Annotated in this window: 15 protein-coding genes and 1 other RNA gene; 8 read left to right on the top strand and 8 right to left on the bottom strand. The window is 71.7% G+C overall.

Going from position 1 to position 26,703, the window contains the following annotated elements:
• Positions 1-65: 65 nt before the first annotated feature.
• From ACIQMX_RS07090 to ACIQMX_RS07080, 3 genes are read left to right on the top strand one after another with little or no spacing between them, the layout of a single operon-like run.
• Complete coding sequence (locus ACIQMX_RS07090) at positions 66-902, top strand: Nif3-like dinuclear metal center hexameric protein (RefSeq protein WP_402475639.1); 837 nt, start codon at positions 66-68, stop codon at positions 900-902.
• Entirely contained in the window at positions 899-1,642 is a 744-nt protein-coding gene (locus tag ACIQMX_RS07085; RefSeq protein WP_402476459.1) for a zinc ribbon domain-containing protein, read from the top strand. The genes ACIQMX_RS07090 and ACIQMX_RS07085 overlap by 4 nt, the downstream gene beginning before the upstream one ends.
• On the top strand, positions 1,642-2,892 hold the full coding sequence (locus tag ACIQMX_RS07080; RefSeq protein ID WP_402475638.1) for a bifunctional RNase H/acid phosphatase: 1,251 nt from the start codon (positions 1,642-1,644) through the stop codon (positions 2,890-2,892). Before ACIQMX_RS07085 ends, ACIQMX_RS07080 begins: the two co-directional genes overlap by 1 nt.
• A gap of 190 nt (positions 2,893-3,082) precedes the next feature.
• Here ACIQMX_RS07080 and eda read toward each other — a convergent pair whose 3' ends face one another.
• Both eda and yaaA read right to left on the bottom strand, forming a co-directional pair.
• Positions 3,083-3,703, bottom strand: coding sequence for a bifunctional 4-hydroxy-2-oxoglutarate aldolase/2-dehydro-3-deoxy-phosphogluconate aldolase (gene eda / locus ACIQMX_RS07075; protein ID WP_402475637.1), 621 nt, complete (start codon positions 3,701-3,703; stop codon positions 3,083-3,085).
• A gap of 72 nt (positions 3,704-3,775) precedes the next feature.
• The gene (yaaA, locus tag ACIQMX_RS07070) at positions 3,776-4,576 is read right to left on the bottom strand and encodes a peroxide stress protein YaaA (RefSeq protein ID WP_363074743.1); all 801 of its coding nucleotides are present in this window, start codon (positions 4,574-4,576) and stop codon (positions 3,776-3,778) included.
• Between the two features lie 170 nt (positions 4,577-4,746).
• On the opposite strand from yaaA, the gene ACIQMX_RS07065 reads away from it, so the two are divergent.
• Complete coding sequence (locus ACIQMX_RS07065; RefSeq protein ID WP_402476456.1) at positions 4,747-6,168, top strand: RNB domain-containing ribonuclease; 1,422 nt, start codon at positions 4,747-4,749, stop codon at positions 6,166-6,168.
• On the opposite strand, the gene ACIQMX_RS07060 is transcribed toward ACIQMX_RS07065, so the two are convergent.
• Positions 6,119-6,982 carry a hypothetical protein gene (locus ACIQMX_RS07060; protein WP_402475636.1) on the bottom strand — a complete coding sequence of 288 codons (864 nt, stop codon included), beginning with the start codon at positions 6,980-6,982 and terminating at the stop codon, positions 6,119-6,121. The genes ACIQMX_RS07065 and ACIQMX_RS07060 overlap by 50 nt on opposite strands.
• Positions 6,979-7,722, bottom strand: a complete 744-nt coding sequence (locus tag ACIQMX_RS07055) for a MerR family transcriptional regulator (protein WP_402475634.1) — start codon at positions 7,720-7,722, stop codon at positions 6,979-6,981. The genes ACIQMX_RS07060 and ACIQMX_RS07055 overlap by 4 nt, the downstream gene beginning before the upstream one ends.
• A gap of 132 nt (positions 7,723-7,854) precedes the next feature.
• Between ACIQMX_RS07055 and ACIQMX_RS07050 the strand changes: the two genes are divergently transcribed.
• The 3 genes from ACIQMX_RS07050 to rnpB all read left to right on the top strand — a co-directional run bounded on the left by ACIQMX_RS07050 (position 7,855) and on the right by rnpB (position 9,531).
• Positions 7,855-8,382, top strand: coding sequence for a TetR/AcrR family transcriptional regulator (locus ACIQMX_RS07050; RefSeq protein ID WP_402475632.1), 528 nt, complete (start codon positions 7,855-7,857; stop codon positions 8,380-8,382).
• A 115-nt stretch (positions 8,383-8,497) separates the two neighbouring features.
• Complete coding sequence (locus ACIQMX_RS07045) at positions 8,498-9,067, top strand: Uma2 family endonuclease (protein WP_363074769.1); 570 nt, start codon at positions 8,498-8,500, stop codon at positions 9,065-9,067.
• A 62-nt stretch (positions 9,068-9,129) separates the two neighbouring features.
• Positions 9,130-9,531: RNase P RNA component class A (gene rnpB, locus ACIQMX_RS07040), an RNA gene on the top strand.
• 572 nt (positions 9,532-10,103) lie between these two features.
• On the opposite strand, the gene ACIQMX_RS07035 is transcribed toward rnpB, so the two are convergent.
• The 4 genes from ACIQMX_RS07035 to ACIQMX_RS07020 form a co-directional block, all read right to left on the bottom strand.
• A complete protein-coding gene (locus ACIQMX_RS07035) occupies positions 10,104-11,141 on the bottom strand; it encodes an ArsR/SmtB family transcription factor (protein WP_402475630.1) in 1,038 nt (345 codons plus the stop codon).
• 305 nt (positions 11,142-11,446) lie between these two features.
• Positions 11,447-12,250: an ABC transporter gene (locus ACIQMX_RS07030; RefSeq protein WP_363074755.1), complete on the bottom strand. Its 804-nt coding sequence runs from the start codon at positions 12,248-12,250 to the stop codon at positions 11,447-11,449.
• 18 nt (positions 12,251-12,268) lie between these two features.
• Complete coding sequence (locus ACIQMX_RS07025; protein ID WP_363074757.1) at positions 12,269-13,237, bottom strand: ABC transporter ATP-binding protein; 969 nt, start codon at positions 13,235-13,237, stop codon at positions 12,269-12,271.
• A gap of 470 nt (positions 13,238-13,707) precedes the next feature.
• Positions 13,708-26,553 carry an amino acid adenylation domain-containing protein gene (locus tag ACIQMX_RS07020; RefSeq protein ID WP_402476452.1) on the bottom strand — a complete coding sequence of 4,282 codons (12,846 nt, stop codon included), beginning with the start codon at positions 26,551-26,553 and terminating at the stop codon, positions 13,708-13,710.
• Here ACIQMX_RS07020 and ACIQMX_RS07015 point away from each other — a divergent pair.
• The coding region (locus ACIQMX_RS07015) for a hypothetical protein (protein WP_402476533.1) at positions 26,507-26,703 on the top strand (197 nt) is incomplete at its 3' end. The genes ACIQMX_RS07020 and ACIQMX_RS07015 overlap by 47 nt on opposite strands.

Here is a 26,703-nt window from a genome sequence, read left to right as displayed (position 1 = left end):
TCCCGAGGGCGCGGGTCCGACCGGCCATGGGATGTGGGGCACGGAGGCCAGGTAGCCTTTCCTCCGTGCCCCGTCTGTCTGAAGTCATCGCCGAGCTCGACGCCCTGTGGCCGCCCGGGCGGGCCGAAGGATGGGACGCGGTCGGCACCGTCTGCGGCGATCCGGACGCCGGGGTCGACCGGGTGCTCTTCGCCGTCGACCCCGTACAGGAGATCGCGGACGAGGCGATGAAGCTCGGCGCCCAGCTGATCGTCACCCACCACCCGCTCTACCTGCGCGGTACGACGACGGTCGCGGCCGGCACCTTCAAGGGCCGGGTCGTGCACACCCTCATCAAGCACGACATCGCCCTGCACGTGGCCCACACCAACGCGGACTCCGCGGACCCCGGCGTCTCCGACGCCCTGGCCGGCGCCCTCGACCTGCGCGTCGAGCGGCCCCTCGTCCCGGACCCCACCGACCCCGCCGGCCGCCGCGGCCTCGGCCGGATCTGCACGCTCGACCACCCCGAGACCCTCGGCGCCTTCGCCGCCCGCGCCGCGGCCCGGCTGCCCGCCACCGCGCAGGGCATCCGCCTGGCGGGCGACCCCGAGGCCCTCGTGCGGACCGTCGCGGTGAGCGGCGGATCGGGCGACAGCCTCTTCGACGCGGTGCGCGCCGCGGGCGTGGACGCCTTCCTCACCGCGGACCTGCGCCACCACCCGGCCTCCGAGGCTGTCCAGCACTCGCCGCTCGGCCTGGTCGATGCCGCACACTGGGCCACCGAGTGGCCGTGGTGCGAACAGGCCGCCGCACAGCTCGACGCGATTTCCGACCGCCACGGATGGGACCTGCGGGTCCATGTCTCGAAGCAGGTCACCGACCCCTGGACCACCCACCACTCTTCTGGAGCCCCCAACTGAACGCCGCGCCCGCCGACCAGATCCGACTCCTCGACGTCCAGGCCCTCGACCAGCGCCTGTCCCAGCTCGCACACCGGCGCAACTCCCTGCCCGAGCACGCCGAGATCGAGTCGCTCACGGCCGACCTCGCCCAGCTCCGTGACCTCCTCGTCGCCTCGACGACCGAGGAGAGCGACACCGCCCGCGAGCAGACCAAGGCGGAGCACGACGTCGACCAGGTGCGCCAGCGCGCCGCCCGCGACCAGCAGCGCCTGGACTCCGGCGCGATCACCTCGCCCAAGGACCTGGAGAGCCTCCAGCGCGAGATCGTCTCCCTCGCCAAGCGCCAGGGCGACCTGGAGGACGTCGTCCTCGAGGTCATGGAGCGCCGTGAGTCCGCCCAGGAGCGGGTCGCCGAGCTGACCGACCGGGTCTCCGCCGTCCAGGCCAAGGTCGACGACGCCACCGCCCGCCGGGACGCCGCGACCCAGGAGCTCGACGCGGAGGCCGCGACGGTCACCAAGGAGCGCGAGGTCGTCGCCGGCTCCGTGCCCGCGGACCTGCTCAAGCTGTACGACAAGCTCCGCTCCCAGCAGGGTGGTGTCGGCGCCGCCCGCCTCTACCAGCGCCGCTGCGAGGGCTGCCGTCTCGAACTCAACATCACCGAGGTCAACGACGTGAAGGCCGCGTCCCCCGACACGGTGCTGCGCTGCGAGAACTGCCACCGCATCCTGGTCCGCACCGCCGACTCGGGTCTGTAATGACGCGGCCGCGCCGGTTCGTCGTCGAGGCCGACGGCGGTTCCCGGGGCAACCCGGGGCCCGCCGGTTACGGCGCGGTCGTCATCGACCCGGCGACGGGGGAGACCCTGGCCGAGGCCGCCGAGTACATCGGCGTCGCGACGAACAACGTCGCCGAGTACAAGGGCCTCATCGCCGGACTCCGCGCCGTGCGCGCGCTGCTGCCGGACGGGCCCGCAGACGACGGGCCGCAGGTCCGGGTCCGGATGGACTCCAAGCTGGTCGTGGAACAGATGTCGGGACGCTGGAAGATCAAGCACCCCGACATGAAGCCGCTCGCGGCCGAGGCCGCACGCATCCTGCCCGCCTCCGCCGTCACCTACGAGTGGATCCCGCGCGAGAAGAACAAGCACGCGGACCGGCTCGCCAACGAGGCGATGGACGCGGGCAAGCGCGGCCGTCAGTGGGAACCGTCCGCCTCGACGGCCGGCCTCGACACCCCGAGGGCCTCGGTGACCGCCGCCCTGCCGCCGGTCTCCGGACCGCCCGGCGACGCGGCGGCCGGTGCGGCCAGGGCCCGGGCGGCGCTGAACCGCCCCGCCGCCCCCGCCACCCCACAGGTCGGCTGGGGCGCCGCCCCGGACCTCGGCGCGCCCGCCACCTTCGTGCTGCTCCGCCACGGCGAGACCGCCCTCACGCCCCAGAAGCGGTTCTCCGGAAGCGGCGGCACCGACCCCGAGCTCTCCGCCGTCGGCCGCGGACAGGCGGAGCACGCCGCCGAGGCCTTCGCCGCCCGGGGCACGGTCCAGGAGATCGTCAGCTCCCCGCTGCGCCGCTGCCGCGAGACGGCCGGCGCCGTCGCGGCCCGGCTGGGTCTGGAGGTCCGGATCGAGGAAGGACTGCGCGAGACGGACTTCGGGGCCTGGGAGGGCCTGACGTTCGGTGAGGTCAGGGAGCGGTACGGCGCCGATCTGGACGCCTGGCTCGCCTCCGCGAAGGCCGCCCCCACCGGAGGCGGCGAGAGCTTCGCCGAGGTCGCCCGCCGCGTCGCCGCCACCCGCGACCGCCTCGTCAGCCGCTACGCCGGCCGTACGGTCCTCGTGGTCACGCACGTCACGCCCATCAAGACCCTGGTCCGGCTGGCGCTGGGCGCACCGCCGGAGTCGCTGTTCCGGATGGAACTCTCGGCGGCCTCCGTGTCGGCCGTGGCCTACTACGCGGACGGCAACGCCTCCGTACGGCTGCTGAACGACACGTCCCACCTGCGGTAGGTCTCTCCGGCCCCGGGACGGCGCTCGGCCCCATCGGCGGGGGGAGGCCGATGGGGCCGAGGTGGTTCCGGCAGGCCGGGGGATTGCCTGTCGGAACCCGGGTCACCCGGAGTCCGGGTCACGTGTCCCTGAGGGTCTCGTGCCCCGGACTCCGGGGAGCATGCATGGGAAACCGCGCGACTTTTGCGGCTCAGCCGCGCAGCGACGCCGCCTCGGCGGCCAGACGTTCCACCCGTGCCCAGTCACGCGCCGCCACCGCGTCGCCGGGGACCATCCAGCTGCCGCCCACACAGCCGACGTTCGGCAGGGCCAGGTAGGCGGGTGCCGAGGCGAGGGAGATGCCGCCGGTCGGGCAGAACCGGGCCTGGGGGAGCGGGGCGGACAGGGCCTTCAGGTACGCCGTTCCGCCCGCCGCCTCCGCCGGGAAGAACTTCATGTCGGTGACCCCGCGCTCCAGCAGCGCGACCACCTCGGACGTCGTCGAGACGCCCGGCAGGAACGGCACCCCCGACGCCTTCATCGCGTCCAGCACCGCGTCCGTCCAGCCGGGGCTCACCAGGAACCGGGCTCCCGCGGCCACGGTGTCCGAGACGTTCCGCGCCGAGATCACCGTGCCGGCGCCGACCACCGCGTCCGGAACCTCCGACGCGATCGCCCTGATCGCGTCCAGGGCGGCTGCGGTCCGCAGCGTCACCTCGATCGCCGGAAGCCCGCCCGCGACCAGGGCCCGGGCGAGCGGCACCGCGTCGGCGGCGTCCTCCACCACGACGACGGGCATGACGGGGGCAAGGTCCAGTACGGAGGAGGTCATGCCCTCATCCTGCACCGGAGCCGCATCGTACGCAACGAGCGTTGCGCATGGTGCAACGCCAGTTCCGTCGGGTCAGTGGATCTCCGTCACCACCACGTCGAGCTCCCAGGTCCGCCCGGACCGCGCGGGTGCCTCGGCCTCCACCACGTAACCCAGGTCCCGCAGGGCCGTCACCAGCTCCGCCGGACCCTTGGGCCGGGCCCCGGCCAGCAGCAGATCGCGGACCATCCGCCCCTTCGTCGCCTTGTTGAAGTGGCTGACCACCGACCGCTTCTCCACACCGTCCACCAGCTGGGAGTGCAGCACCCGCACACTCGCCGTGCGCTCCGCCACCGCACCCTTCGGCTTCCACGCCGCGGTGTACGCGGACGACCGCAGGTCCAGCACCAGGCCGTCCCCGGCCGCCTCCGGCATGACCTCCGCCATCGGCTCGCGCCAGAACGCGCCGAGCGCGCCCAGCCCCGGCAGCTTCACGCCCATCGCGCAGCGGTACGGCGGAATCCGGTCGCCCACCCGCACCGCACCCCACAGCCCGGAGAACACCAGCAGCGACCTCCCGGCCCGGCGCCGGGCCGCCGTGTCCAGGGACGCCAGGTCCAGCGCGTCGTACAGCACCCCCGTGTAGAGCTCGCCGGCCGGACGCGCACCCGCGGTCCGCAGTCCGACGTTCTTCGCGACCTCGCCCCGCAGGCCCTCGCTGAGCCCCAGCACCACGCGGGCCTTCTCCTCGTCCGCCGCGCACAGCTCCACCAGCCCGTCCAGCACGGCGGCCCGCGCCCCGGCCAGACCCGGCAGCGAGAGCGACTCGGGCTTCAGCGGTGCTCCGCGCCCCGAGGCGGCCTTTCCTTCGGAGGGCGGCAACAGCACGAGCACGGCGGTTCTCCTTCGTACGTACGGAAAAGAGGCCCCGGCCCACGCACGCAACCTGGTGGCAACCCCTCCACGCCAGCGTACGGGGAACCGGCGCCCGCCCCCGTGCCACCCGGGATGCCGCCCGCCCCGCCCCGCCATACGCTCGGTCCATGCCCCGCCGCCAGCTCCACATGACCGGCGCAGCCGACACCCCGCTGCGGGCGGCCCTGCACGCGCTGCGCACCGAACTCGGACTCCCCGACGGTTTCCCGGCCGACGTGCTCGCCGAAGCGGCCGACGCGGTGCGCCACCCGGCGGTCTCCGCGCACGAGGACGCCACGGACCTGCCGTTCCTCACGATCGACCCGCCCGCCTCCATGGACCTCGACCAGGCGATGCACCTGGAACGCCGCCGCCACGGGTTCCGCGTCCACTACGCCATTGCCGACGTCGCCGCGTTCGTCCGCCCCGGAGGCGCGCTCGACGCCGAGGCCCACCGCCGGGTGACCACGCTCTACTTCCCCGACGGCAGGGTGCCGCTCCACCCCGAATCGCTCTCCGAGGGCGCCGCCAGTCTGCTGCCCGGCGAGACGCGGCCCGCCGTGCTCTGGGAGATCGACCTCGACGCCGAGGGCCGCACCGAGACCACCCGGGTACGCCGGGCCCTCGTCCGCAGCCGCGACAGACTCGACTACGCCGGCGTGCAGCGGCAGATCGACGCCGGTACCGCCGAGGAGCCGCTCGCCCTGCTCAGGGACATCGGGACGCTGCGCGAGGAACAGGAGATCGCCCGCGGCGGGATCTCGCTGGACGTGCCCGAACAGGAGATCGTCGAGCGCGACGGGACGTACGGCCTCGACTACCGGGCCCCGCTGCCCGCCGACGGCTGGAACGCGCAGATCTCCCTGCTCACCGGCATGGCCGCGGCCCGCCTGATGAAGGAATCCGGCACCGGCATCCTGCGTACGCTCCCGGTCGCCCCCGACGGCGCGGTGGCCCGCCTGCGCCGCTCGGCCGAGGCCCTGCGCATCGACTGGCCGCACCACGTCCCGTACGCGCAGGTCGTCCGCTCGCTCGACCCGAGGAGGGCGAACCACGCCGCCTTCCTCCAGGACTGCACCACACTGCTGCGCGGCGCCGGCTACACCGTGTTCGACAACGGCGAACTGCCCACCCCGGCCGTGCACGCCGCCGTCGCCGACCTCTACACCCACTGCACCGCGCCGCTGCGCCGGCTCGTCGACCGGTACGCGTCCGAACTCTGCGTCGCGGCCGCCGCCGACCGGGATCCGCCCGAGTGGGTCCTGAGCGCACTGCCCGTCCTGCCGGGGGAGATGGCGGACGGGACCCGGCGCGCCAACACGGTGGAGCGCGAGTGCGTCGACCTCGTCGAGGCGGCGCTGCTCAAGGACCGGGTCGGTACGGTCTTCGACGCGTACGTCGTGGACGTGAAGGAACAGGAGCCGACCACCGGCACCGTCCACATCGACGACCCCGCGATCATCGCCCGGATCGAGGGCGGCACCGCCGAGCTCCCGCTGGGGGAGCGGCTGCGGGTACGGCTCACCCAGGCGGATCCGGGATCGTCGAAGGTGCTGTTCGCGCCCGCGTGAGCGCGGCCACGACGGCGCGCGGATCATCGGCGTGGAACCGGACCGCGACCGCCCGCCCGCGCCGCCCGAGCGGTCGTACGAAACCCAGCGGCGCGCTCAGCTCGACCGTCACGGTCGTCTGGCCGCCGACCGCGAGATCGAGCACCCCGTCCGGGCCCTGCTGGACCAGCCTTCCCTGAGGGAAGCGCCGTTCGACCCGCGCGACGGAGATCGCGCCGGCCGGTACCCGCAGATCGAACAGCGCCCCGTAGCGGACGCGCAGCGAACCGTCCGGTCCCACGACGTGCGGGCGGGTCACACAGGCGGCGTGCAGGGCGAGCACCAGCAGCACCCCGTACACGTCCAGGACGAGCAGGATCCGGTGGACGACCGGCCAGGGAACCAGCAGCGCCAGCATCACCGTCTCCACCACCGAGACGAAGACCAGGCCGTACATCATCGCCGTCTGCGGCCCCGTGTACGGGACAGGCAGCGCGCCCTCCGGCACGCCGTGGCGCCGCCGCAGCACCCACAGCCCCAGACTGTGCAGGGCCCGCAGCTCATGGGCGACGAGCCGCCGCACCGGCGCGGGCACCACGGTCCGCAACGCCCCGGCCGCCGCCGCCCGCCGGCCCGCCCCCGTCCGTCTTCCGGCCCGCCACAACCGGCCCAGGACGACGGCCTCCAGGACCACGCCCAGCAGAACCGCCGCCTCCGCACCGGCCCACAGGGCTCCGGGTATCCGCACCCCGGCCACCAGACACACGCCGAACGCGAGTTCGGCGGGCAGCACGGTCAGGGCCACGACCCGCGCACCCCTCACGCCTCTCGTCACCGCGCTCCTCCTTTCATCCGGTCCGCCAGCGCCACCATCACCAGGCGCACGACCTCGGCCTGAGCGGGCGGGTAGTCCGCCAGCAGGGCCTCCCCGAAACCCGGCATGGCCGGTCCGTCGTCAGGGACCGCCGCCAGCACCTCGTCCGGAACGAGGGCCGCCATCCGGGCGGCCAGCGGCGCGACACGCGGATCGTCCGGGGGCGCCCCGTCGAGTGCGTCGAGCTCCTCGTACAGCGCGAGCACCACCGGATCACCGGCCAGCTTCCGCAGCACGGCGTAGACCTCGCTGCCGCCGCCGCCCGCCGCGTCCAGCAGCGCCAGATGCTCCCGGTCCCTGGCGGCGGTGGGCGAGTCGGTCACGGGCCCGGCGGCCAGCAGCTCGGCCAGGGCCGGCGACACGGGCTCCACCCCGGTCAGCGGTCCCTCCAGCAACTGGGCCAGGCGCAGCCGCCGCTCCCCGATCTCCCGTTCCTGCCGCGCCAGATCGTCGTCCAGCTCACGCAGTACGTCCCCGAGCGGCCGCCCGGCGTCACCGGCGAGGACCTCCCGCACCTCGTCCAGACCGAGCCCCAGTTCGGTGAGCCGCCGGATCCGGGCGAGCAGCACGGCGTCGCGCACGCCGTACGAGCGGTAGCCGTTCGGCCGACGGGCGGGCTCGGCCAGCAGACCGATCCGGTGGTAGTGCCGCACGGCCCTGGGGGTGAGCCCGATGAGCGCGGCGATCTCTCCGATGCGCATGGGGCCAGTAGAAACCCTGACGCTGCGGCAAGGTCAAGGCGCCGGGCCCCGGAGCGCCGGCGGGCGCGCGCCATCTCGTACGATCGCGCCTTCGGCCCCGCATCCCGAGCCTGCAGGAAGAGAACGCCCGACATGACCGATCCCGCGGCCCGGCCTGCCACCGACCGCGCCCGCCAGATCCTCGCGGCGGCGCGCACCCTGCTGGAGCGGGAGGGCCCGGACGCTCTGACGATGCGCCGCCTCGCCGGACGCGTGGGCATCACGGCGCCGTCGCTCTACAAGCACTTCCCGGACAAGTCCTCCGTGGTGCACGCCCTGGCCGACGCGATGCTCCGGGAGACCGCCGACGTGCTCGAAGCGGCCGAGTCCGCGGCCCCCGGCTCCTTCCCCGCCCTGGCCACCGCCTACCGCACCCACGCCCTGGCCCACCCCCACCTCTACCGCCTCACCACCGGCCACCCTCTCCCGCGGGGCCTGGAGGAGCGTGCCGCGGCCCCGCTCCTGCGCGCCCTGGCCGGCGACGAGGGACGGGCCAGGGCGGCCTGGGCCTTCGCCCACGGGATGGTCGTGATGGAGCTCAACGGCCGCTTCCCCACGGACGCCGACGTCGCGGCGGCCTGGGCGGCGGGCATCGAGGCCTTCGCTTCGGTCCGCCTCTGACAACCGCGTGCGGTCCTGTGCCACGATCGAGGGAAACACTCCCATCTCACGGACGGCGGATTCCCCGATGTCCCACTCTGGCGAGCGACCGAGGAAGGGGCGTGACATGTCTGCCATGCCGCACGAACCGCTCTCGCAGGCGGAGGTCCTGCTGGAGGGCTTCCTGGCGCTGGACACGCCGGAGGGCTTCCGGGCCGAGCTGATCGAGGGGGAGATTGTCGTGACGCCGCCGCCGGACGGGGATCATGAGGACTACATCAGCCTGATTCTTGAGCAGGTGATCACCCGTTCCCGCACCAAGATGCAGTTCTCCGGGAACAAGGGGCTGAAGCTGCGCAGTGGCGGGGGGTGCCCCAGGAACCACGTCATCCCCGACGGCACCTTCGCCCCCACCGAACTGCGCCTGTACCGCGGCGCGGATCCCTGGATGCCGTGCGAGGGAGTGGCCCTGGTGGTCGAGGTCACCTCGTCCAAGCCGGCCGCCGACCGCACGGGCAAGCGGCACTGCTACGCCCGGGGACCCGTCCCCCTCTACCTCCTGGTGGACCGTGAGCAGTCCTCGGTGACCCTGTTCAGTGACCCGCAGGGGGACGACTACCGCCAGCACTGCACGATTCCGTTCGGCAAGTCGATCCGCCTCCCGGCACCCTTCGCGCTCGATCTGGAGACCGGGGCGTTCATCTGAGCCGTCCACCGGCCCTGTAGGGCCCGCCCCGCCCGGCCGGGTAGCATGGTCGGCACGGCAGACGAGCCGGGCGGACGGCCGCGTGAGGATCTTCGGATCCTCCCGAGGAACGTCCGGGCTCCACAGGGCAGGGTGATGGCTAACGGCCACCCGGGGTGACCCGCGGGACAGTGCCACAGAAAACAGACCGCCTGGGACTCCGGTCCCCGGTAAGGGTGAAACGGTGGTGTAAGAGACCACCAGCGCCTGAGGCGACTCAGGCGGCTAGGTAAACCCCACCCGGAGCAAGGTCAAGAGGAACCGTCGCAAGACGGTTCTGCGCGAACGTTCGAGGGCGGCCCGCCCGAGTTCGCGGGTAGACCGCACGAGACCGGCAGCAATGCCGGTCCTAGATGGATGGCCGTCTCCCCGGCCGCCGCGAGGCGACCGGGCGACAGAACCCGGCGTACAGCCCGACTCGTCTGCCGCTACCTCCCGCGGCTCCGCCCTGCCGGCACGGCTGCACCCCTTGGTTGCGCGGCGCTGCCGCTGCCCCGTGGTTGAAGGCGGACCCGGGGCTGCGCGCCGCCGGGGTCGGTCGCCTCCGGCGGCCTGCGGTGGGCGGGATGCCGCCGACACCTCGACTTCACATCGCGGCTCCCGGGCGGGGCACCCCATCACGCTCGCTCCACGCGCTCACGTCACGCAGGGCTGCCCTCCGCTCTCCGACGAACAGACAGGTCACGGCGCGAGCGCTCCCTTGCCGAGGAAACCGGCGTACGGCCTGAATCGTCCGCCATTACCGGCGGATTTCCTCCGAAAGGGTTGCTGTTCCGTGGGAAGTCGTATACCGGGCGCCCCCACCGGAGTGGTTTTGCAAGCCGGCGCGGTGAAGATGAACCGGACCTGCTCCTCCGATTTCAAGCCTTTCGCGTCCCGCCACGCCAAGCGTGACCGATTCGGAACGTACCAACTGCTGCGGTCTGCCGGGATATCGGGTAACGACCCACCGTTGAACCGCGCCCGCCGAGTAACGGATCGAGCGTCAGTTCAATTGTCACGCCACGATCTTGGAGCCTCTGGCCATACTTCCCGACGCTCCGTCAGCATTCGGAATGCCACGTCTGGATACTCCGAACTCCCGCCGCGTGCCGGACAGCGGCCGGTTCGGCTTGGGGGTCGGCTTGGCCAGGAGCCGGGGTTCCGGGGCGGCGTCCGGCAGCCCGCTGACCGACTCCACCGCCGCCGGCTGGGACCTGCCGTTGAGCACGGCCTGGCCCAGTGCGGTGATGCGGTGGTTCATGGTGTTGCGGTGCCGCTCGGAGCGGATCAGGCCGGACTTGCGCAGCACGCTGGTGTGCTGACTGACGGAGGCGGCCGACGTGCCGACCTGCTGCGCCAGCTCGCTGGTGGTGCCGCCCGTCATCGCCAGGCGCAGGAGCTGCGCCCTGGTGCGTCCCATGAGCGCGTCCAGCGCCTCGCCGTCCTTGGCCTGGGGGCTCCAAAGGGCCCGGGAGGTCTCGGGGTCCGGCTGGGCGGAGAAGACGAGGACCGGGCGTCCGTCGGTGCCCTTGACATTGCGGAGCAGCGCCCCGGGACGGGCTCCGAGAAACAAAGAGGGAGCAAGGAGGAGTCCCTTGCCCTCAAGTTCTATGTCGGCGTCCTCGGTGGCCGGTAGTTCAAGAATTCGGCCGGAGATGCGGACGTCCGGGTGCAGAGAATTCAGGAGATATTCACCTCCGTCGGTCTGTGCTTTCATTCGTGCTTCGCGCTGCAGAGTCAAATGCGTCAGGATCTGCTGCCAATAGGGAGCTATCGACATGTGCGCAAAGGAATCCATGGCGGCCCGGATTTCGCGTCTGCTCGGGCCGGTCGATGGATTCCGTTCACCCGGAGCCTTGTCGCGCTCGGGGCCGAGAAGCCATGTGAGATCGGAAGCGCGCCGCAACATCTGGACATCACGGGTCAGTTCGTCGCTGGATCCGATCCTCCGTGCCAGCTGGTTCCGCCATTCCTTGAACTCAGGCTCAGCCTTTCCCCCTACATGATGGATGGAGAATATGGCTTCGGACAATGGGCCCAAAGTCGCCATCATGTGTATATTACCGATATCCCCATGACTCAAATGGATACGCAACATGTCATGCCCCCGGCAAGATCATCGTCTACGATGCCCTAATTCATCCAACTCGGCTTCGGATTGCAGCCAAGCCATGGCTGAAAACTCGAAACCGGCTTCAAAATAGCAAGCCTGAATCGGTTCCGCACAGCGAGATGCTTGCTTTAGCCGGGAGTGAAAGAGATTGCCTGGGGGGTGGTGTTCATGATATGAGAGACGTGCAATGTAATACGGGAATAAAGATGGCGATGGCCGCCGGGGGAACAGCCACCGCCATCAGCTCAGGCGTCCCGCTTGTGCAGGACGACGTACCCGGCGACCACTGCGGCGCCCGTCCAGACCAGGACCACCAGCAGTGCGCCCATCCGGCCGTAGGGCTCGGCGTCCCCGTCCATCAGGTGCTGACCCGCGATGGAGGGAAGGTAGTCCAGGATCTTCTTGGTGAAGTCGCTGCTGGAGAGGGCCAGTGCGCCCGGCAGGCCGGCCAGGACCATGAAGACGGTCGTCAGCGTGCCCACGGCGCTGCGCATGGCCGCTCCGACACCGATGGCGAAGACACCCATCAGCGCGATGTACACACCGGTCGCCAGGATGGTCGGGACGGCCTTGCCGAGGTTGGTGTCGGCGTACTCGAACAGCAGCGGCGTGGTGGTGGCGGTACCCACGGCGGCGATCAGCGTGCCGGCCACGAACATGACGGGCGCGATCACCGCGATCTTGGAGAACAGCATCCGGCCGCGCTGCGGCACGCACTGCAGCGTCGAACGGATGCTGCCCGTGGAGTACTCGGCCGTGATCGCCAGCATGGCCAGAGCGATGACCGCGAACTGGACCATGTTGATCGCCAGAACCGGCGGGTGGGCGATCGGGATGTCGGTGGTGTCGCCGTCGCTGCGGTAACTGTTCGCGATGCTCGTGCCGAGGGCCGGCGCGAAGACGGCCATGAGGGCGAAGGAACCGGCCAGGCACCACCAGGTGGCCTTGACCGACCACAGCTTGGTCCACTCCGAGGCGATCGCGCCGATGGTCTTGCCCCGGCCGTGCGAGGCCGTGCCCGAGGCCGTGCTCGATGCTGTGGTGTTCATGGTTGCGCTCGACATGACTCAGGCCTCGACTTCCTGCTGCTGGCCCTGCTGCGGGGCGACCCCCGCGGTCACGGGCTTCGACGACTTGTACTCGATGCTGCTGGCCGTCATCTCCATGTACGCCTGCTCCAACGAGGCCTCGACCACCCGGAGTTCGTGCAGCCTGAGGTTCATCTGGAACGCGATGTCGCCGATGGCCTCCACCGACGAACCGGACACCAGGAGCTCGTGCTCCGAGTCCCGCTGGACCTCCAGGGCCAGCTCGTCGAGGCGTGCGACGAGGTCGTCCATGCCCCGGCTGTCGGGCGTCCGGACCCGGACGGCGGTCAGCGAACTGCGGGCGATGACCTGGTCGATCGTGTCGTTGGCGAGGAGCTTGCCCTTGCCGATCACCACCAGGTGGTCGGCCGTCAGCTGCATCTCGCTCATGAGGTGGCTCGACACGAAGACGGTCCGGCCCTCCGCGGCGAGCGAACGCATCAACTCCCGCACCCAGCGGACCCCGTCAGGGTCGAGACCGTTCACCGGCTCGTCGAAGAGCAGGGTCTGCGGATCGCCGAGCAGCGCGCTCGCGATGCCCAGACGCTGTCCCATGCCCAGCGAGAAGGACCCGGCCTTCTTCTTGGCCACCTTCTCCAGGCCGACGGTCTCCAGGACCTCCTCGACCCGCTTGCGCGGAATGCCGTTGCTGCGCGCCATCGCCAGCAGGTGGCTGTAGGCGCTGCGCCCCGGGTGGAGTGCCTTCGCCTCGAGGAGGGCCCCGACCTCACGCAGCGGGTGAGTGAGCTCCGCATAGCGCTTGCCGTTGATCAGGGCCTCGCCGGCGGTCGGCCGGTCCAGACCCATGATCATGCGCATGGTGGTCGACTTGCCTGCGCCGTTCGGGCCGAGGAATCCCGTGACCTTGCCCGAAGCGATCTCCAGATCCAGGTGGTCCACGGCCACTGCCGTGTCGTAGCGCTTGGTGACTCCACGCAGTGTGATCATTGCCCGTCCGTCCTCAGAGGTCCTTGCATGTCAACGACCGTACGGGGACCGCGCGGACGGGTCTTGTGCCGATCGGCACTGCGGCACTACGACTTTCGACAGAGAGGCCGACGGCGTGCCGCACGAGGCCCCGTGACGACGTTCCTGCGCAGGCCCCCGTGACGACGTTCCTGCGCAGGCCCCCGTGACGACGTTCCTGCATGGGGCCGTGTTCCTGCACAGGTCCGCGTACGACGCCCCTGCGTCAGGCCCGCGTACGACGTCGGCGCACGAGGCCCGCGTACGACGTCGGCCCGTGAGGTCATCCGGCGACGTCCCCGCACGAGGTCCGCGTACGACGCCCCGACGTGGAAAAGGGGGCGGGGACGGGCGCGGTGCCGGGCTGTCCCGTACACCGTGTCCGTCCCCGCCCCCGGGCCCCGCGCGCGACCGCGCGGGGCCTGCCGGCGGAGGCCGGGTCGAGGGCCTCGTCAGAGCAGGTCCTCGAACTCGTCGATCTCCTCCTGCGTGATCTCGGCCATCGCCACGTCGGACGGCGTCAGGCCGCCCGCCTCCGGCCGCTCGGCATGCTCCACCAGGGCCCGCAGAGCCTCGAACCACAGCCGGCCGAGCTCCTCCACGGACTCCTCGGCCAGGAGCCGCCGCGCCCACGTCCACGTCGCCACGAGGCACGGACCCTCCGACCCGTCCGCCGTGAACGAATTGAGCTCGACGACGTGGGCGAGCGGCGTGTCGGCCGCTTCTCCGGCAGGCCCTCGGACGCCGGGCTCCGGGCCCCACACCGACTCCCCGCCGGCGCCGTCCTCCGCCGTGAACCGGCCCAGGTAGTTGAACCCGAGCTGGGCGCGCGTGCCCGACGCCAGCCGCTGCGCGCTGCCCGGATCGAGGTAGCGCAGCAGCCCGTACCCGATTCCGCCGTCGGGCACGGCTCGCAGCTGCTCCTTGACCCGCTTCAGGACCGCACCCGCAGCCGGGCCGCCGGCCCGGGCGTCGTCGCCGTCGTACGACCCTGCGCCGATCCGTACCGGATACATGCTGGTGAACCAGCCGACCGTACGGGAGAGGTCCACACCGCCCACCGCGTCCTCCTCCCGGCCGTGGCCCTCCAGGTCCACCAGGAACGCCCGGCCCCGGCCCTGGTCGCGCCATTCCGAGAGCGCCCAGGCGAACGCCGCGAGGAGCACGTCGTTCACCCCGGCGTTGTAGACCGTCGGGACCGAGGTCAGCAGAGGCCCGGTCACCTCGGACGGCAGCCTCAGTTCGAGTTGCCGCGAGGTGTGATGGGTGTCCTGCTCCGGATCCAGTCCAGCCGAACCGAGCAGGGGTTCGGGGTCGGCGACCACGGAGGCCCACAGGTCCGTCTCCGCCACCCGTGCCGGCGCCACCGCCTCGTCCCGCAGCCGCTGCGACCAGCGACGCAGAGAGGTGCCGACCGGTGCGGGCTTCGGCTCCCGGCCGGCCACGGACGCCTCCCACGCCTCCACCAGATCGGGCAGCAGGATGCGCCACGAGACACCGTCCACCACCAGGTGGTTGACCACCAGGAGCAGCCGGCCCGGCACCTCGGGACCCCGGTCGAACCACACCACCTGAAGCATGATCCCGGCCGCCGGCGCCAGCCGGTCCGCCGCGGCGTCCGCCTCGATGACGTACACCGACTCCAGCCCCGCACCGTCCAGGCCCGCCGCATCCACCCGCCGGACCACCGACGTCGCGAGGACCGTCCCGGGCTCGGCGACGGCACAGTCCCAGGCGTCCGACACCGGGGCCGTACCGGCCGGTTCCGTGACCCGCATCCGGAGCGCGTCATGGTGGTCGAGCAGCGTCTGCACGGCGGCGTGGAGATGCGGCAGGCCGAGGCCGGCCGGCACCCGCAGCACCGTCGACTGGTTGAACCGGTCGATGGAGCCGCCGCGTTCGGCCAGCCAGTGCATGATCGGCGTCGCGGGCAGCGGACCCACCCCGGCACCGGCCTCCTCGGCCCGGACCGATTCGCTGCCGTCCGTCGCGACCTCGGCGAGGGCCGCCACCGTCTTCCGCTCGAAGACGTCCTTCGGCGAGATCACCAGACCCGCCTTCCGGGCCCGGCTGACCAGCTGGATCGACATGATGCTGTCGCCGCCCAGGTCGAAGAACCCGTCGTCGATGCTCACCTCGGCCACACCGAGCACCTCGGCGAACAGCCCGGACAGCAACTCCTCGTGCCCGGTCCGGGGCGCCCGTCCCGCCGGTGCCGCAGTGAACTCCGGCACCGGCAGCGCCTTGCGGTCCAGCTTGCCGATCGAGGTCAGCGGCAGCGCGTCGAGCTCCACGACAACCTGCGGAACCATGTAGTCGGGCAGCGTCCTCGCCAGCTGGGCGCGCAGCTCCTGTGGAGCGTACGAGGCCGCCGGCACGACGTACGCCACCAGGCGCTTGTCGCCCGGCCGGTCCTGCCGTACGACCACGGCGACCTGCTGCACCGACCCGCTCGCGGTGAACGCCGCCTCGATCTCGCTGAGTTCGATACGGAACCCGCGGACCTTGACCTGGCTGTCGGCCCGGCCGATGAACTCCACCAGACCGGCCCTGTTCCATCGGACCAGGTCACCCGTGCGGTACATACGGGTCCCCGGGGCGCCGAACGGGTCGGCGACGAAACCCTCCGCCGTCAGGTCCGGGCGGCCCCAGTACCCCCGGGCAAGACCGGCGCCCGCGATGTACAGCTCACCCGGCACACCCGGCGGGACCAGCCGCAGCGCCTCGTCCAGGACGTAGTGCCGCATGTTGTCCAGAGGACGCCCGATCGGCACGCCACCTCGTTGCCCGTCCACATCCGCCGCGCCGACCTCGTGACTGGTGGCGAACACCGTCGTCTCGGTAGGCCCGTACACGTGCACGACCTTGGTCGACGGGCAGTGCTCGAGCACCCTGCGCATCGCGGCGGGCGACGCCATGTCGCCGCCGGTCCATACCTGCCGGACGCTCGCCAGGCACTCGGGGTGTTCCTGCGCCAGGACCCCGAACAGGCCCGTGGTGAGGAAGAGCGCGGTGATCCCGTGGTCCACCACGAGCCGGCGCAGCGCCTCGATGTCGAGGTCCCCGGGCGGCGCGACCACGACCCGGCCACCGTTGAGGAGCGGCGCCCACAGCTCGAACGTCGAACCGTCCCAGGCGTGCGGCGAGTGCAGCGGCACCCGGTCCACCACACCGCCCAGCCAGCGCCGGTCGCGAGCGAGGTCCGCCACATCGGCGTGGGTCGCGGAGACACCCTTGGGCGTGCCCGTGGAGCCGGACGTGAACATGACGTACGCCAGCCGGTCCGGCTGGACGGCGAGCCCCGGATTGCCGTCCCGGTCCGGCCCGGCGGGCACCGGAGCGGAGTCCGGGACGAGCACCGAAGCGGTCCCCGCGACCTCCTGCGCCCGCGACCGCAGCGACTGATCGGTCAGCAGCACCGCCGCCTCGGTCTCGCCGAGGATCCAGCGCATCCTGCTGTCCGGATACGCCGTGCTCAGCGGCACGTAGACCCCGCCCGCCTTGGCCACCGCCAGCAGGGCGACGACCAGGTCGGCGGAGCGCTCCATGAGCACGCCCACCCGCGCCTCGGGGACCAGACTCGCCCCGAGGCGATGAGCGAGACGGTTGGCCCGCGCGTTCAGTTCGGCGTACGAGAGTGTGGTGCCGCCGAACACGACGGCGACCTCGTCCGGATGCAGCGCCGCCTGCGCCTCGAACAGTTCCGGCAGGGAGCCGGGCGGCAGTTCACGCCCGCTGTCGTTCCATTCGTCCAGCATGCGCCGCCGCTCGGACGTTCCGAGCACGATCGTCTCACCGACGGGACGCGTCGGGTCCGCGACCAGCGACTCAAGGACAGTGATCAGGCGCTCGGCGAGCGTCCGGACCGTCTCGTGGTCGAACAGGTCGCTGCTGTAGCCGATGTGGCCCGCATAGCCCCCACGGCCGGCCGCGCCTTCGCCGCCGGTGGCCTCGTCCTGGTCGGAGAACGAGAACAGCAGGTCGAACTTGGCCCCGTCGGTGGCAGTGCTCTCGGCCGACACGGTCAGGCCCGGCAGTTCCGCCGAGGCCGCGAGCGCCGCGCGGTCGTCATCGTTGTTCCAGCTCAGCACGGTCTGGAACAGCGGGTGGCGGGCTGCCGAGCGCTCGGGATTGAGCAGGTCCACGATCCGCTCGAAGGGCACGTCCTGATGCGCGTAGGCGGCGAGGTCGGTGCGCTGGACCCGTCCGAGGAGCTCGGCGAAGGTGGGGTCGCCGGAGAGGTCGGTGCGCAGGACGACGGTGTTGACGAAGAAGCCGACGAGGTCTTCGACGGCGTCGTCCGTGCGGCCCGCGACCGGCGAGCCGATCGGGATGTCGGTACCGGCACCGAGCCGCGACAGCAGCACGGCGAGTGCCGCCTGCACGACCATGAACGCGCTGGCCCGGTTGTCCCGCGCCACCGCCTCGACCCGCTCGCGCAGTTCCTTCGGCACGTCGAACCCGACAGTCCCGCCCCGGTGGGACGGCGTCGTCGGCCGAGGCCGGTCGGTGGGCAGTTCGAGCTCGGCCGGGAGATCGGCCAACGTGTTCTGCCAGTGGTCCAGTTGCCGCGAAAGGGCGCTCTGCGGGTCGTCCTCGGAGCCGAGGTGGGTGCGCTGCCAGAGGGTGAAGTCCGCGTACTGCACGGGCAGCGGGGCCCAGGCAGGGGCCCGGCCCTCGACCCGTGCCGCGTACGCCGACGTCAGATCCCGGGCCAGGGGCCCCATCGACCAGCCATCGCCCACGATGTGGTGCATCAGGAGAAGCAGCACGCGCTCACTGTTGCCCGTATCGAACAGCCATGCCCTGAAGGGAAGTTCACCGGAGAGATCGAAACCGTGCCGGGCGGCCGCCGCGATCGCGTCGTCCAGATCCGCCTCGGTCGTGGCCACCACTTCCAGCACGGGCCGGGCACGGTCCCCGTCGAGGATGACTTGGTGGGGGTCGGTGGTGTCGGTGTGCTGGGTGAAGAGGGTGCGGAGGGATTCGTGGCGTGTCACGACGTCGGTGAGTGCGGTGTGGAGTGCGGTGGTGTCGAGGGTGCCGGTGAGGCGGAGGGCGATGGGGATGTTGTAGAGGGAGCTGCCGGGTTCGTACTGGTGGAGGAACCAGAGCCGCTGCTGGGCGAACGACAGGGGGATGTGTGCGGGGCGGGGTCCTGCGGTGATCGCGGTGCGGGCGGTGGAAGCGCCGGTGAGGGCTTCGGCGAGGCCGAGGACGGTGGGGGTCTCGAAGAGCTGGCGTACGGAGAGCTCGGCGTCGAGCGCGGTGCGGATGCGGGAGACGAGGCGGGTGGCGAGCAGGGAGTGTCCGCCGAGGTCGAAGAAGCTGTCGTCGATCCCGACCCCGCCCCCGACCCCGGACAGGCCGAGGATGTCGGCGAACAGTCCGCAGAGGATTTCTTCCTGGGGGGTGCGGGGGGCGCGGCTCTGCGTGGTGGTGCTGAACTCGGGCTCGGGCAGGGCCTTGCGGTCGAGCTTGCCGTTCGCGGTGAGGGGGAGTGCGTCGAGGGTGACGAAGGCGGCGGGGACCATGTAGTCGGGGACGGCGCCGGCTACGTGGTTGCGGATGGTGGTCGTGTCGGGGGAGTTGCCGGTGAGGTAGGCGATGAGGCGGTCGTCGCGGACGATGACGGCTGCCTGGGCGATGCCGGTCAGGGTGGTGAGGACGGTTTCGATCTCGCCGAGTTCGATGCGGAAGCCGCGGATCTTGACCTGGTGGTCGGCGCGGCCGAGGTATTCGATCTCACCGTCGGTGCTCCAGCGGGCGAGGTCGCCGCTGCGGTACATGCGCGTCCCGGCCGCACCGAACGGATCCGCGACGAACCGCTCTGCGGACAGGGCGGGGCGGTTGAGGTAGCCGCGGGCCAGGCCCGCTCCCGCGACATACATTTCGCCGGGGACGCCGGGGGCGGTGGGCTGGAGTGCGCTGTCCAGGATGTAGAGCCGCAGGTCGGGGATGGGCCCGCCGATCAGGGACCTCTGGGACCCGGTGCCCGGGGTGAGGGGGCGGTGGGTGACATGGACGGTGGTCTCGGTGATGCCGTACATGTTGACCAGGCGCGGGCTGTTCTGGGGGTGGCGGTGGTACCAGTCGGTCAGCCGTCCCGGATCCAGCGCCTCCCCGCCGAAGACCACATACTCCAGAGCGAGACGCCGGCTGAGTTCGGGGTTTTCGGCGTCGGCCTGGATGAGCTGGTAGAACGCCGAGGGCGTCTGGTTCAGGACGGTGACGCGTTCCTGGACCAGGAGGTCCAGGAACTGCTCCGGGCTGCGGCTGACCGTATGCGGAACGACGACGAGACGCCCGCCGTGCAGCAGAGGACCCCACAGCTCCCACACGGAGAAGTCGAAGGCGTAGGAGTGGAACATCGTCCACACCTGCTCCGGCCCGAACCCGAACCACTGGTCCGTGGCCGTGAACAGACGAACGACCTGCTCATGCGCGACAACAACACCCTTGGGCCGCCCCGTAGAACCAGACGTATAGATGACATACGCCGGATGCTGAGGCAGCAGAGGCGAGACTCGCTCGTCCTGCGTCAGGTCACCATCCGGGCGCCCGGCAAGATCCGCGATGGTGCCGGGGGCGTCGAGCAGCAGCCAGCCCTCCCCGTTCAGGTCATCGGAGACCTGGGTGGTGGCGATGACCAGGGCAGGGTTCGCGTCGTCCAGCAGGTAGGCGATCCGGTCCGCCGGATAGGACGGGTCGACCGGCACATACGCCGCGCCCGCCTTCAGCACACCCAGCAACGCCACGATCATCTCCGCCGAGCGCGGCAGGGCCACCGCGACCAGCGACTCCGGGCCCACCCCCCGGTCCACGAGCACCCGTGCCAGACGGTTCGCCGCCGCGTTCAGCTCCCCGTACGACAACGACACCCCCTCACACGACACCGCAACACCTGCACCGCAGGCGGCCTGCGCCTCGAAGGCCTCCACCAGCGAAACCCTGTCACCGGCCGGCACCTCAGTAGTCGCGGTCCATGCCTCGACCACCGCGTCCCGCTCGTCACCGGACAGAACCGGCACCGCTCCGATGCCGCGTCCCGGCTCCGCGAGCAGCCCTTCCAGCACCCGGACGAACCGCTCGCCCCACACCACCGCCGAGGACCGGTCGAACAGGTCCGTGTTGAACTCCAGCGCGCCCCGCAGGCCCGCGGCACCGCCATCGGTGCCACGTACCCCGGACAGGTGGAAGACCAGGTCGAACTTGGCCGCACCCGTCGCGGCCTCCTCCGGCGCCACGCTCAGATGGGGCAACTGCTCGACCGTGTCGAGGGCGGCCTTCTGTTCGTCGTTGTTCCACTCCAGGACGGTCTGGAACAGCGGATGGCGTGACATCGAGCGCTCGGGGTTGAGTACCTCCACCAGTCGTTCGAAGGGGACGTCCTGGTGTGCGTACGCGGCGAGGTCGGTCTCCCGGACGCGGGCGAGGAGTTCGGAGAACGTCGGGTTCCCGGACAGGTCGTTGCGCAGGACCAGGGTGTTCACGAAGAACCCGACCAGGTCCTCCAGCGCGTCATCCGTGCGACCCGCCACCGGCGAGCCGATCGGAACGTCCTCACCTGCCCCCAACCGGAACAACAGCACCGCCAACGCGGCCTGCACCACCATGAACGGACTCGCCTGATGCTCCCGGGCCACCTCCTCCACCCGCCGGTGCAGTTCGGCGGAGGTCTCCAGCGGGACCGAGTCGCCCCGGTAGGTCGCCTGCGCGGGGCGTGGACGGTCGGTGGGCAGCTCCAGCTCGGCGGGAAGTGCTGCCAATGTCTGCTGCCAGTACCGGAGTTGTTGGGTCAGTGCGCTGTCCGGGTCGTCCTCGGAGCCGAGGATGTCGCGCTGCCACAGGGTGAAGTCGGCGTACTGCACCGGCAGTGGTGCCCAGGCCGGTGCCCGGCCGGACGTCCGGGCCGCGTAGGCGGTGGTCAGATCGCGGGCCAGCGGGCCCATCGACCAGCCGTCGCCGGCGATGTGGTGGATCAGTACGAGGAGTACGTGCTCCTCGGGAGAGATCTCGAACAGCCAGGACTTCAGCGGCAGTTCGGTGGCAAGGTCGAAGCCGTGGCGTACCGCCTCGGCGATCCGGTCCGTGAGTTCGCTCTCCTCGACGCGGACGACGACCGGCTCCGGGTGTGCCGCGGCCGGTTCGAGTACCACCTGATGCGCGCCCGTGGACTCCTCGGCGAAGACCGTGCGCAGGCTTTCGTGCCGGCCCACGATGTCCGCCAGCGCGGCCCGCAGGGCCTCGCGGTCGAGTGTGCCGGTGAGGCGCAGCGCCGTGGGCAGGTTGTAGGTGGGGCTCGGTCCCTCGAACCGGTTGAGGAACCAGAGGCGCTGCTGGGCGAAGGACAGCGGGATCCGCTCGGGGCGCGACCGTGTGGTGAGGGCGGGGCGGGGGCCGTCCGCCGAACCGAGCGCGGCGGCCAGGCCGGCCACCGTCGGGGCCTCGAAGAGGCGGCGCACCGCGACCTCCACGCCGAGCGTGGCACGGACCCTGTTCATCAGCCGTGTCGCGAGCAGCGAGTGCCCACCGAGGTCGAAGAAGCTGTCGTCGATCCCTACCTCGGCCACGCCCAGCACTTCGGCGAACAGCGTGCAGAGGATGTCCTCCTGCGGAGAACGGGGCCTGCGGCCCGTCGTGCTGCCGGAGAGCTCCGGCGCGGGCAGGGCCTTGCGGTCCAGCTTGCCGTTCGCGGTGAGAGGCAGCGTGCCGACCTCCATGAACACGGACGGCACCATGTAGGCGGGCAGATGCTGGGCAAGACGCGTACGCAGCGCCTTGGGGTCGACCGCGGTCTGCGGGCGGGGTACGACGTAGGCGACCAGACGCCGGTCGCCGGGGCGGTCCTCCCGCACGATCACGGCGCTCTGTGCCACACCGGGGGAGTGGTCCAGCTCGGCCTGTACTTCGCCCAGTTCGATCCGGAAGCCACGGACCTTGACCTGGTCGTCCGCGCGGCCCGAGTAGGCGAGCTCTCCGCGGTCGGTCCACCGTGCGAGGTCGCCGGTGCGGTACATGCGGTCGCCGGGCGCGCCGTACGGATCCGCGACGAAGCGCTCCGCCGTCAGCCCGGGGCGGCCGAAGTAGCCGCGGGCCAGTCCGGGACCGGCGATGTACAGCTCGCCCTCGACGCCCCGGGGAGTCGGGCGCAGCGCCGAATCGAGCACGTAGGTACGCGTGTTCGCGATCGGCCGGCCGATCGGGGGCGCCGTGTTCCCGGTCAGCGGCTCACTCATCGTGGCGCAGACGGTCGCCTCGGTCGGCCCGTACGCGTTGAGCATGCGCCGGCCACGGGACCAGCGGTCGACCAGGTCGGCCGGGCAGCTCTCGCCCGCCACCGCAAGGGTCTGCACCGACGCCATGGCGTCGTCGGAGAGGGACGGCAGCGCGGACGGAGGCAGCGTCACATGGGTCACCCGCTGCTCGGCGAGCAGGGCTGCCAGCGGCGCGCCCGGCATGAGCCGTTCCTGTGGCGCCATCACCAGACAGGCGCCGGCCAGGAGTGCCATGCAGACCTCCGAGACCGCGGCGTCGAAGCTGGGTGAGGCGAACTGCAGGACACGGCTGTCCGGCTCGACGGCGAAGGCGTCGATCTGCGAGGCGGCCAGCCCCGGCAGCCCGGCGTGCGAGACCACGACACCCTTGGGCCTGCCGGTGGAGCCGGAGGTGTAGATGATGTAGGCCGGGTGCCGGGGCTCGGGCGAGGAACCCGTCGAACCGGCGCCGGAGGAACCGTGCCCGGAATGTGCGGCGGACGGCTCATGGGGTGCTTCCGCGTGCGTGGACAGCACGTGGGATGTGTCCGCGTGCGTGGGCGGCTCGTGCGGCGCGTCCGCGTCCATCAGGAGACGCGGAACGCCGGGGGATCCCAGCCGGCCGGTCAGCGCGCTCGTGGTGATCAGGAGCCCGGGCGCCGCGTCGTCGAGCACGTAGGCGATGCGGTCGACCGGATAGTCCGGGTCCACCGGGAGATAGGCGGCGCCGGACTTGAGGACGGCGAGCATCGCCACGACGAGTTCGGCGGAACGCGGCAGCGACACGGCCACCGCTTGCTCCGGCCCGAGCCCGGCGGACCGGAGCCGTTCCGCCAACCACGCCGACTGCTCGTCGAGTTGGGCGTAGGTCAGCACGTCGTCCTCGAAGGCGACTGCCTCCTCGTCGGGCGTGCGCAGCGCCTGGGCCCGGAACAGCTCCGGCAGGGTCGCCGCGGGCAGCTCGCGTGCGGGCCCGCTCCAGTCCGCGCCGAGCCGGTCCCGTTCGGCGGGAGTGAGTACCTCGATCCGGCCGAGCGGCGCGCCGGGCTGTTCGGCGATGCTCTCCAGGACCCGTACGAAACGCTCACCGATCGTCTGCGCGGCTGCCCGGTCGAACAGGTCGGGGCGGTGGTCGAGACGGAAGGAGAGCGCAGTGCCGGGCAGTGCCACCAGCGCGAGCGCGTAGTGCGTCGCGTCGTGGTTCGTGGCATCGGACAGACGCAGCCCCGAGGCTCCGGCGAGCTCGCCGAGAGCGGCGGCGTCGAGCGGATAGTTCTCGAAGACCATGGAGGTGTCGAAGAGCGCACCCATGCCCATCAGCTGCTGGATCGCGGCCAGACCGGTGTGCTGCTGCTCCAGAAGGGCCGCCTGGTCCCGCTGGATGCGACGCACGAAGTCGGCGACGCACTCGCCCGGGTTGATCCGGGCTCGCAGCGGCAGCGTGTTGATGAACAGGCCGACCATGTCCTCGACCCCGGCCAGGTCGGCGGGCCGGCCCGACACGGTGACGCCGAACACGACGTCGTCGCGCCCGGTGAGCTGCCCGACGACGATCGCCCACGCCGCCTCCACCAGCGTGTTCAGCGTGACACCGCACGACCGGGCCTGGCCGGCGAGCGCGGCGGTGGCCTGCTCGGAGAGGGCCAGTTCCACCCGCTCAGGAGCGGTCCCGGGACCCGGCTGCGGCGGTCCCGCAAGCGTCGGGCCTTCGAGACCGGACAGCGCCTCCCGCCATACGGCGTGCGAGGCCTCCTGGTCCTGAGCGGCCAGGACGCCCAGATAGTCACGGTAGGGGCGTACCCGGGGCAGTCGGTCGGCGCTCGCCGGCGCCGCGTAGAAGCCCAGCAGCTCTCGTACGAGAATCGGGAGCGACCAGCCGTCGAGCGCGATGTGATGGTTGGTCAGCACGAGCCGCCACCGGTCGGCGGCGAGCCGGATCAGGACGTAGCGCAGCAGCGGCGGCCGGGCGAGATCGAATCGCTCCCGGTACTCCTCTTCGAGGATCCCCGCCGCGTCCGCCGCGCGCTCCGGCTCCGGCAGGTGCGTCAGATCGACCTCGCGCCACGGCAGCGGCACATCGGCGACGACCACCTGCACCGGCCGGCCCGCCGCCGTCCTGCGGAACGAGGACCGCAGCGCCGTATGCCGGTCCAGGACCAGACGGGCCGCCGTCCGCAGCGCCGCCACATCGAGCGAACCCTCGATGTCGAAGGCCAACTGGGCGGTGTAGAGGTCGGGTTCGGAGTCGTCGTCGTACCCGCTGTGGAAGAACAGCCCCTCCTGGAGAGGCGACAACGGCAGTACGTCGACGAGTCGCGTTCCCTCCGAGAGGCTCGCCTCGTCGTCCGACGGCGCGCCATCAGCCCGTACCTCGGCCTCCAGCGCCTCGATCTCGGACTGCGTCACCTCCGCGAGCGGCACATCGGACGGGGTCAGTCCACCGGCTCCGGGGACCGCGCTGTGCCGGGCCAGCGCACCCAGTGCGTCGAACCAGCCTTCGGCGAGCTCCCGGACGCGTTCCTCGTCGAGCAGCTCGCCTGCCCAGGTCCAGGTCGCGACCAGTTCCGGCCCGTGCGGGCCGTCGTGGGTGGCCGCGTTGACCTCCACCGGGTGCGCCAGGGCCAGCGCAGGGTCCTCGGAGGCGCCGGTCAGCGGCGCCATCGTCCAGTCCGCGACACGGCTGTCCGCCGCGACCGCGCCCGGGGCGAACCTGCCGAGGTAGTTGAAGCCGAGCTGCGGGCGCGCGCCCGCCTCCAGCGCGGGTGCCGTCCTCGGGTTGAGGTGGCGCAACAGCCCGTACCCGATGCCCTTGTCCGGCACCGCCCGCAGTTGCTCCTTGACGCGCTTCAGTACGGCCCCGACATCCGGGCCGCCGGCCCGCGCACCCACGGTGTCGTACGGACCGGGGGCCAGCCGTACGGGATAGATGCTGGTGAACCACCCCACGGTGCGCGACACGTCGGCACCGGGAGCGATCTGCTCGGCCCGCCCGTGCCCTTCGAGGTCGACGAGCACCTCTGCGGCAGCCGGACTTCCGTGACGACGCCGCCATTCGGTGGCCGCCATCGCGAACCCGGCGAGCAGGACGTCGTCGATGCCCGCGTGGAACCGTGCGGTGGCCGCACCGATCAGGCTCTCCGTGACCGGGACGGGAAGCCGCAGCTCCAGGCTCCGCGCGGTGGCGAAGGTGTCACGTGCCGGATCGAGGGCACGGTCGGTGAGCAGCGGGTCTGGAGTCATGACCGCCGCCTGCCACAGGCCCTGCTCCTCCTCCCGTGCCGGCGCGAGCGCCGCCTCCGTGAGCTTCTGCGCCCAGCTGCGGAATGACGTGGCCACCGGCGGGAGTTCGGGCTCGCGTCCCTCGGACACGGCCTGCCAGGCCTCCTCCAGATCCTCCGCCAGGATGCGCCAGGACACCCCGTCGACGGCCAGGTGGTGCACCACCAGCAGCAGCCGGCCCTGCAGCCCTGCGCCCCGGTCGAACCACACGGCCCGCACCATGGCACCCTCGCGCGGGTCGAGACAGCGCCGGGCCGCCTCGCCCTCGGCGGACAGGGCAGCCCGCAGTGCGTCGTCGTCCAGCCGCGAGGCGTCCACCCGCCGCACACAGGAGTCCGCCGCCACCGTTCCCGGGGCCATGACCTCGAGGGACCAGCCTCCGGGCGTCCCGGCCGCGTGCATCCGCAGACGCAGCGCGTCATGGTGGTCGAGGAGCGCCCGGACGAGGGCACACAGACGCTGCTCGTCCAGCACGGAAGGCGTGTGCAGGACGACCGACTGGTTGAACTGGTCCACAGAGCCGCCGCGTTCGGCCAGCCAGTGCATGACGGGAGTGAGCGCCAGTTCACCTACCGCGGGAACGTCCTCGGGTGCCGCAGCCTCGTACCCACTCTCGCCGACGACCGCGGCCGCGAGGGCCTCGACCGTCTTGTGCTCGAAGACGTCACGGGCCGACAGGGTCAGACCGGCACGGCGCGCCCGGCTGACCAGTTGGATGGACATGATGCTGTCGCCGCCGAGGTCGAAGAAGCTGTCGTCGATCCCGACCTGGGGAACGCCGAGGACCTGGGCGAAGGTTGCGCAGAGCAGCTCCTCTTGGGGGGTGCGGGGGGCGCGGCTCTGGGTGGTGGTGGTGAACTCGGGGTCGGGCAGGGCTTTGCGGTCGAGCTTGCCGTTCGCGGTGAGGGGGAG

The organism is Streptomyces sp. NPDC091416, assembly GCF_044756845.1.
Taxonomy (GTDB): Bacteria; Actinomycetota; Actinomycetes; order Streptomycetales; family Streptomycetaceae; genus Streptomyces.
The sequence above is the reverse complement of the archived record's forward strand: the minus strand, read 5'-3'. Positions and strand labels throughout refer to the sequence as shown.

Excerpts from the sequence above, each read along its gene's own strand:
- ACIQMX_RS07055 (WP_402475634.1), bottom strand. The coding sequence starts at position 7,722 with ATGCGCATCGGAGAGATCGCCGCGCTCATCGGGCTCACCCCCAGGGCC.
- ACIQMX_RS07045 (WP_363074769.1), top strand. The coding sequence starts at position 8,498 with ATGCCGCACGAACCGCTCTCGCAGGCGGAGGTCCTGCTGGAGGGCTTC.
- eda (WP_402475637.1), bottom strand. The coding sequence starts at position 3,703 with ATGACCTCCTCCGTACTGGACCTTGCCCCCGTCATGCCCGTCGTCGTG.
- ACIQMX_RS07025 (WP_363074757.1), bottom strand. The coding sequence starts at position 13,237 with ATGATCACACTGCGTGGAGTCACCAAGCGCTACGACACGGCAGTGGCC.
- ACIQMX_RS07030 (WP_363074755.1), bottom strand. The coding sequence starts at position 12,250 with ATGAACACCACAGCATCGAGCACGGCCTCGGGCACGGCCTCGCACGGC.
- ACIQMX_RS07080 (WP_402475638.1), top strand. The coding sequence starts at position 1,642 with ATGACGCGGCCGCGCCGGTTCGTCGTCGAGGCCGACGGCGGTTCCCGG.
- ACIQMX_RS07065 (WP_402476456.1), top strand. The coding sequence starts at position 4,747 with ATGACCGGCGCAGCCGACACCCCGCTGCGGGCGGCCCTGCACGCGCTG.
- ACIQMX_RS07050 (WP_402475632.1), top strand. The coding sequence starts at position 7,855 with ATGACCGATCCCGCGGCCCGGCCTGCCACCGACCGCGCCCGCCAGATC.
- ACIQMX_RS07035 (WP_402475630.1), bottom strand. The coding sequence starts at position 11,141 with ATGATGGCGACTTTGGGCCCATTGTCCGAAGCCATATTCTCCATCCAT.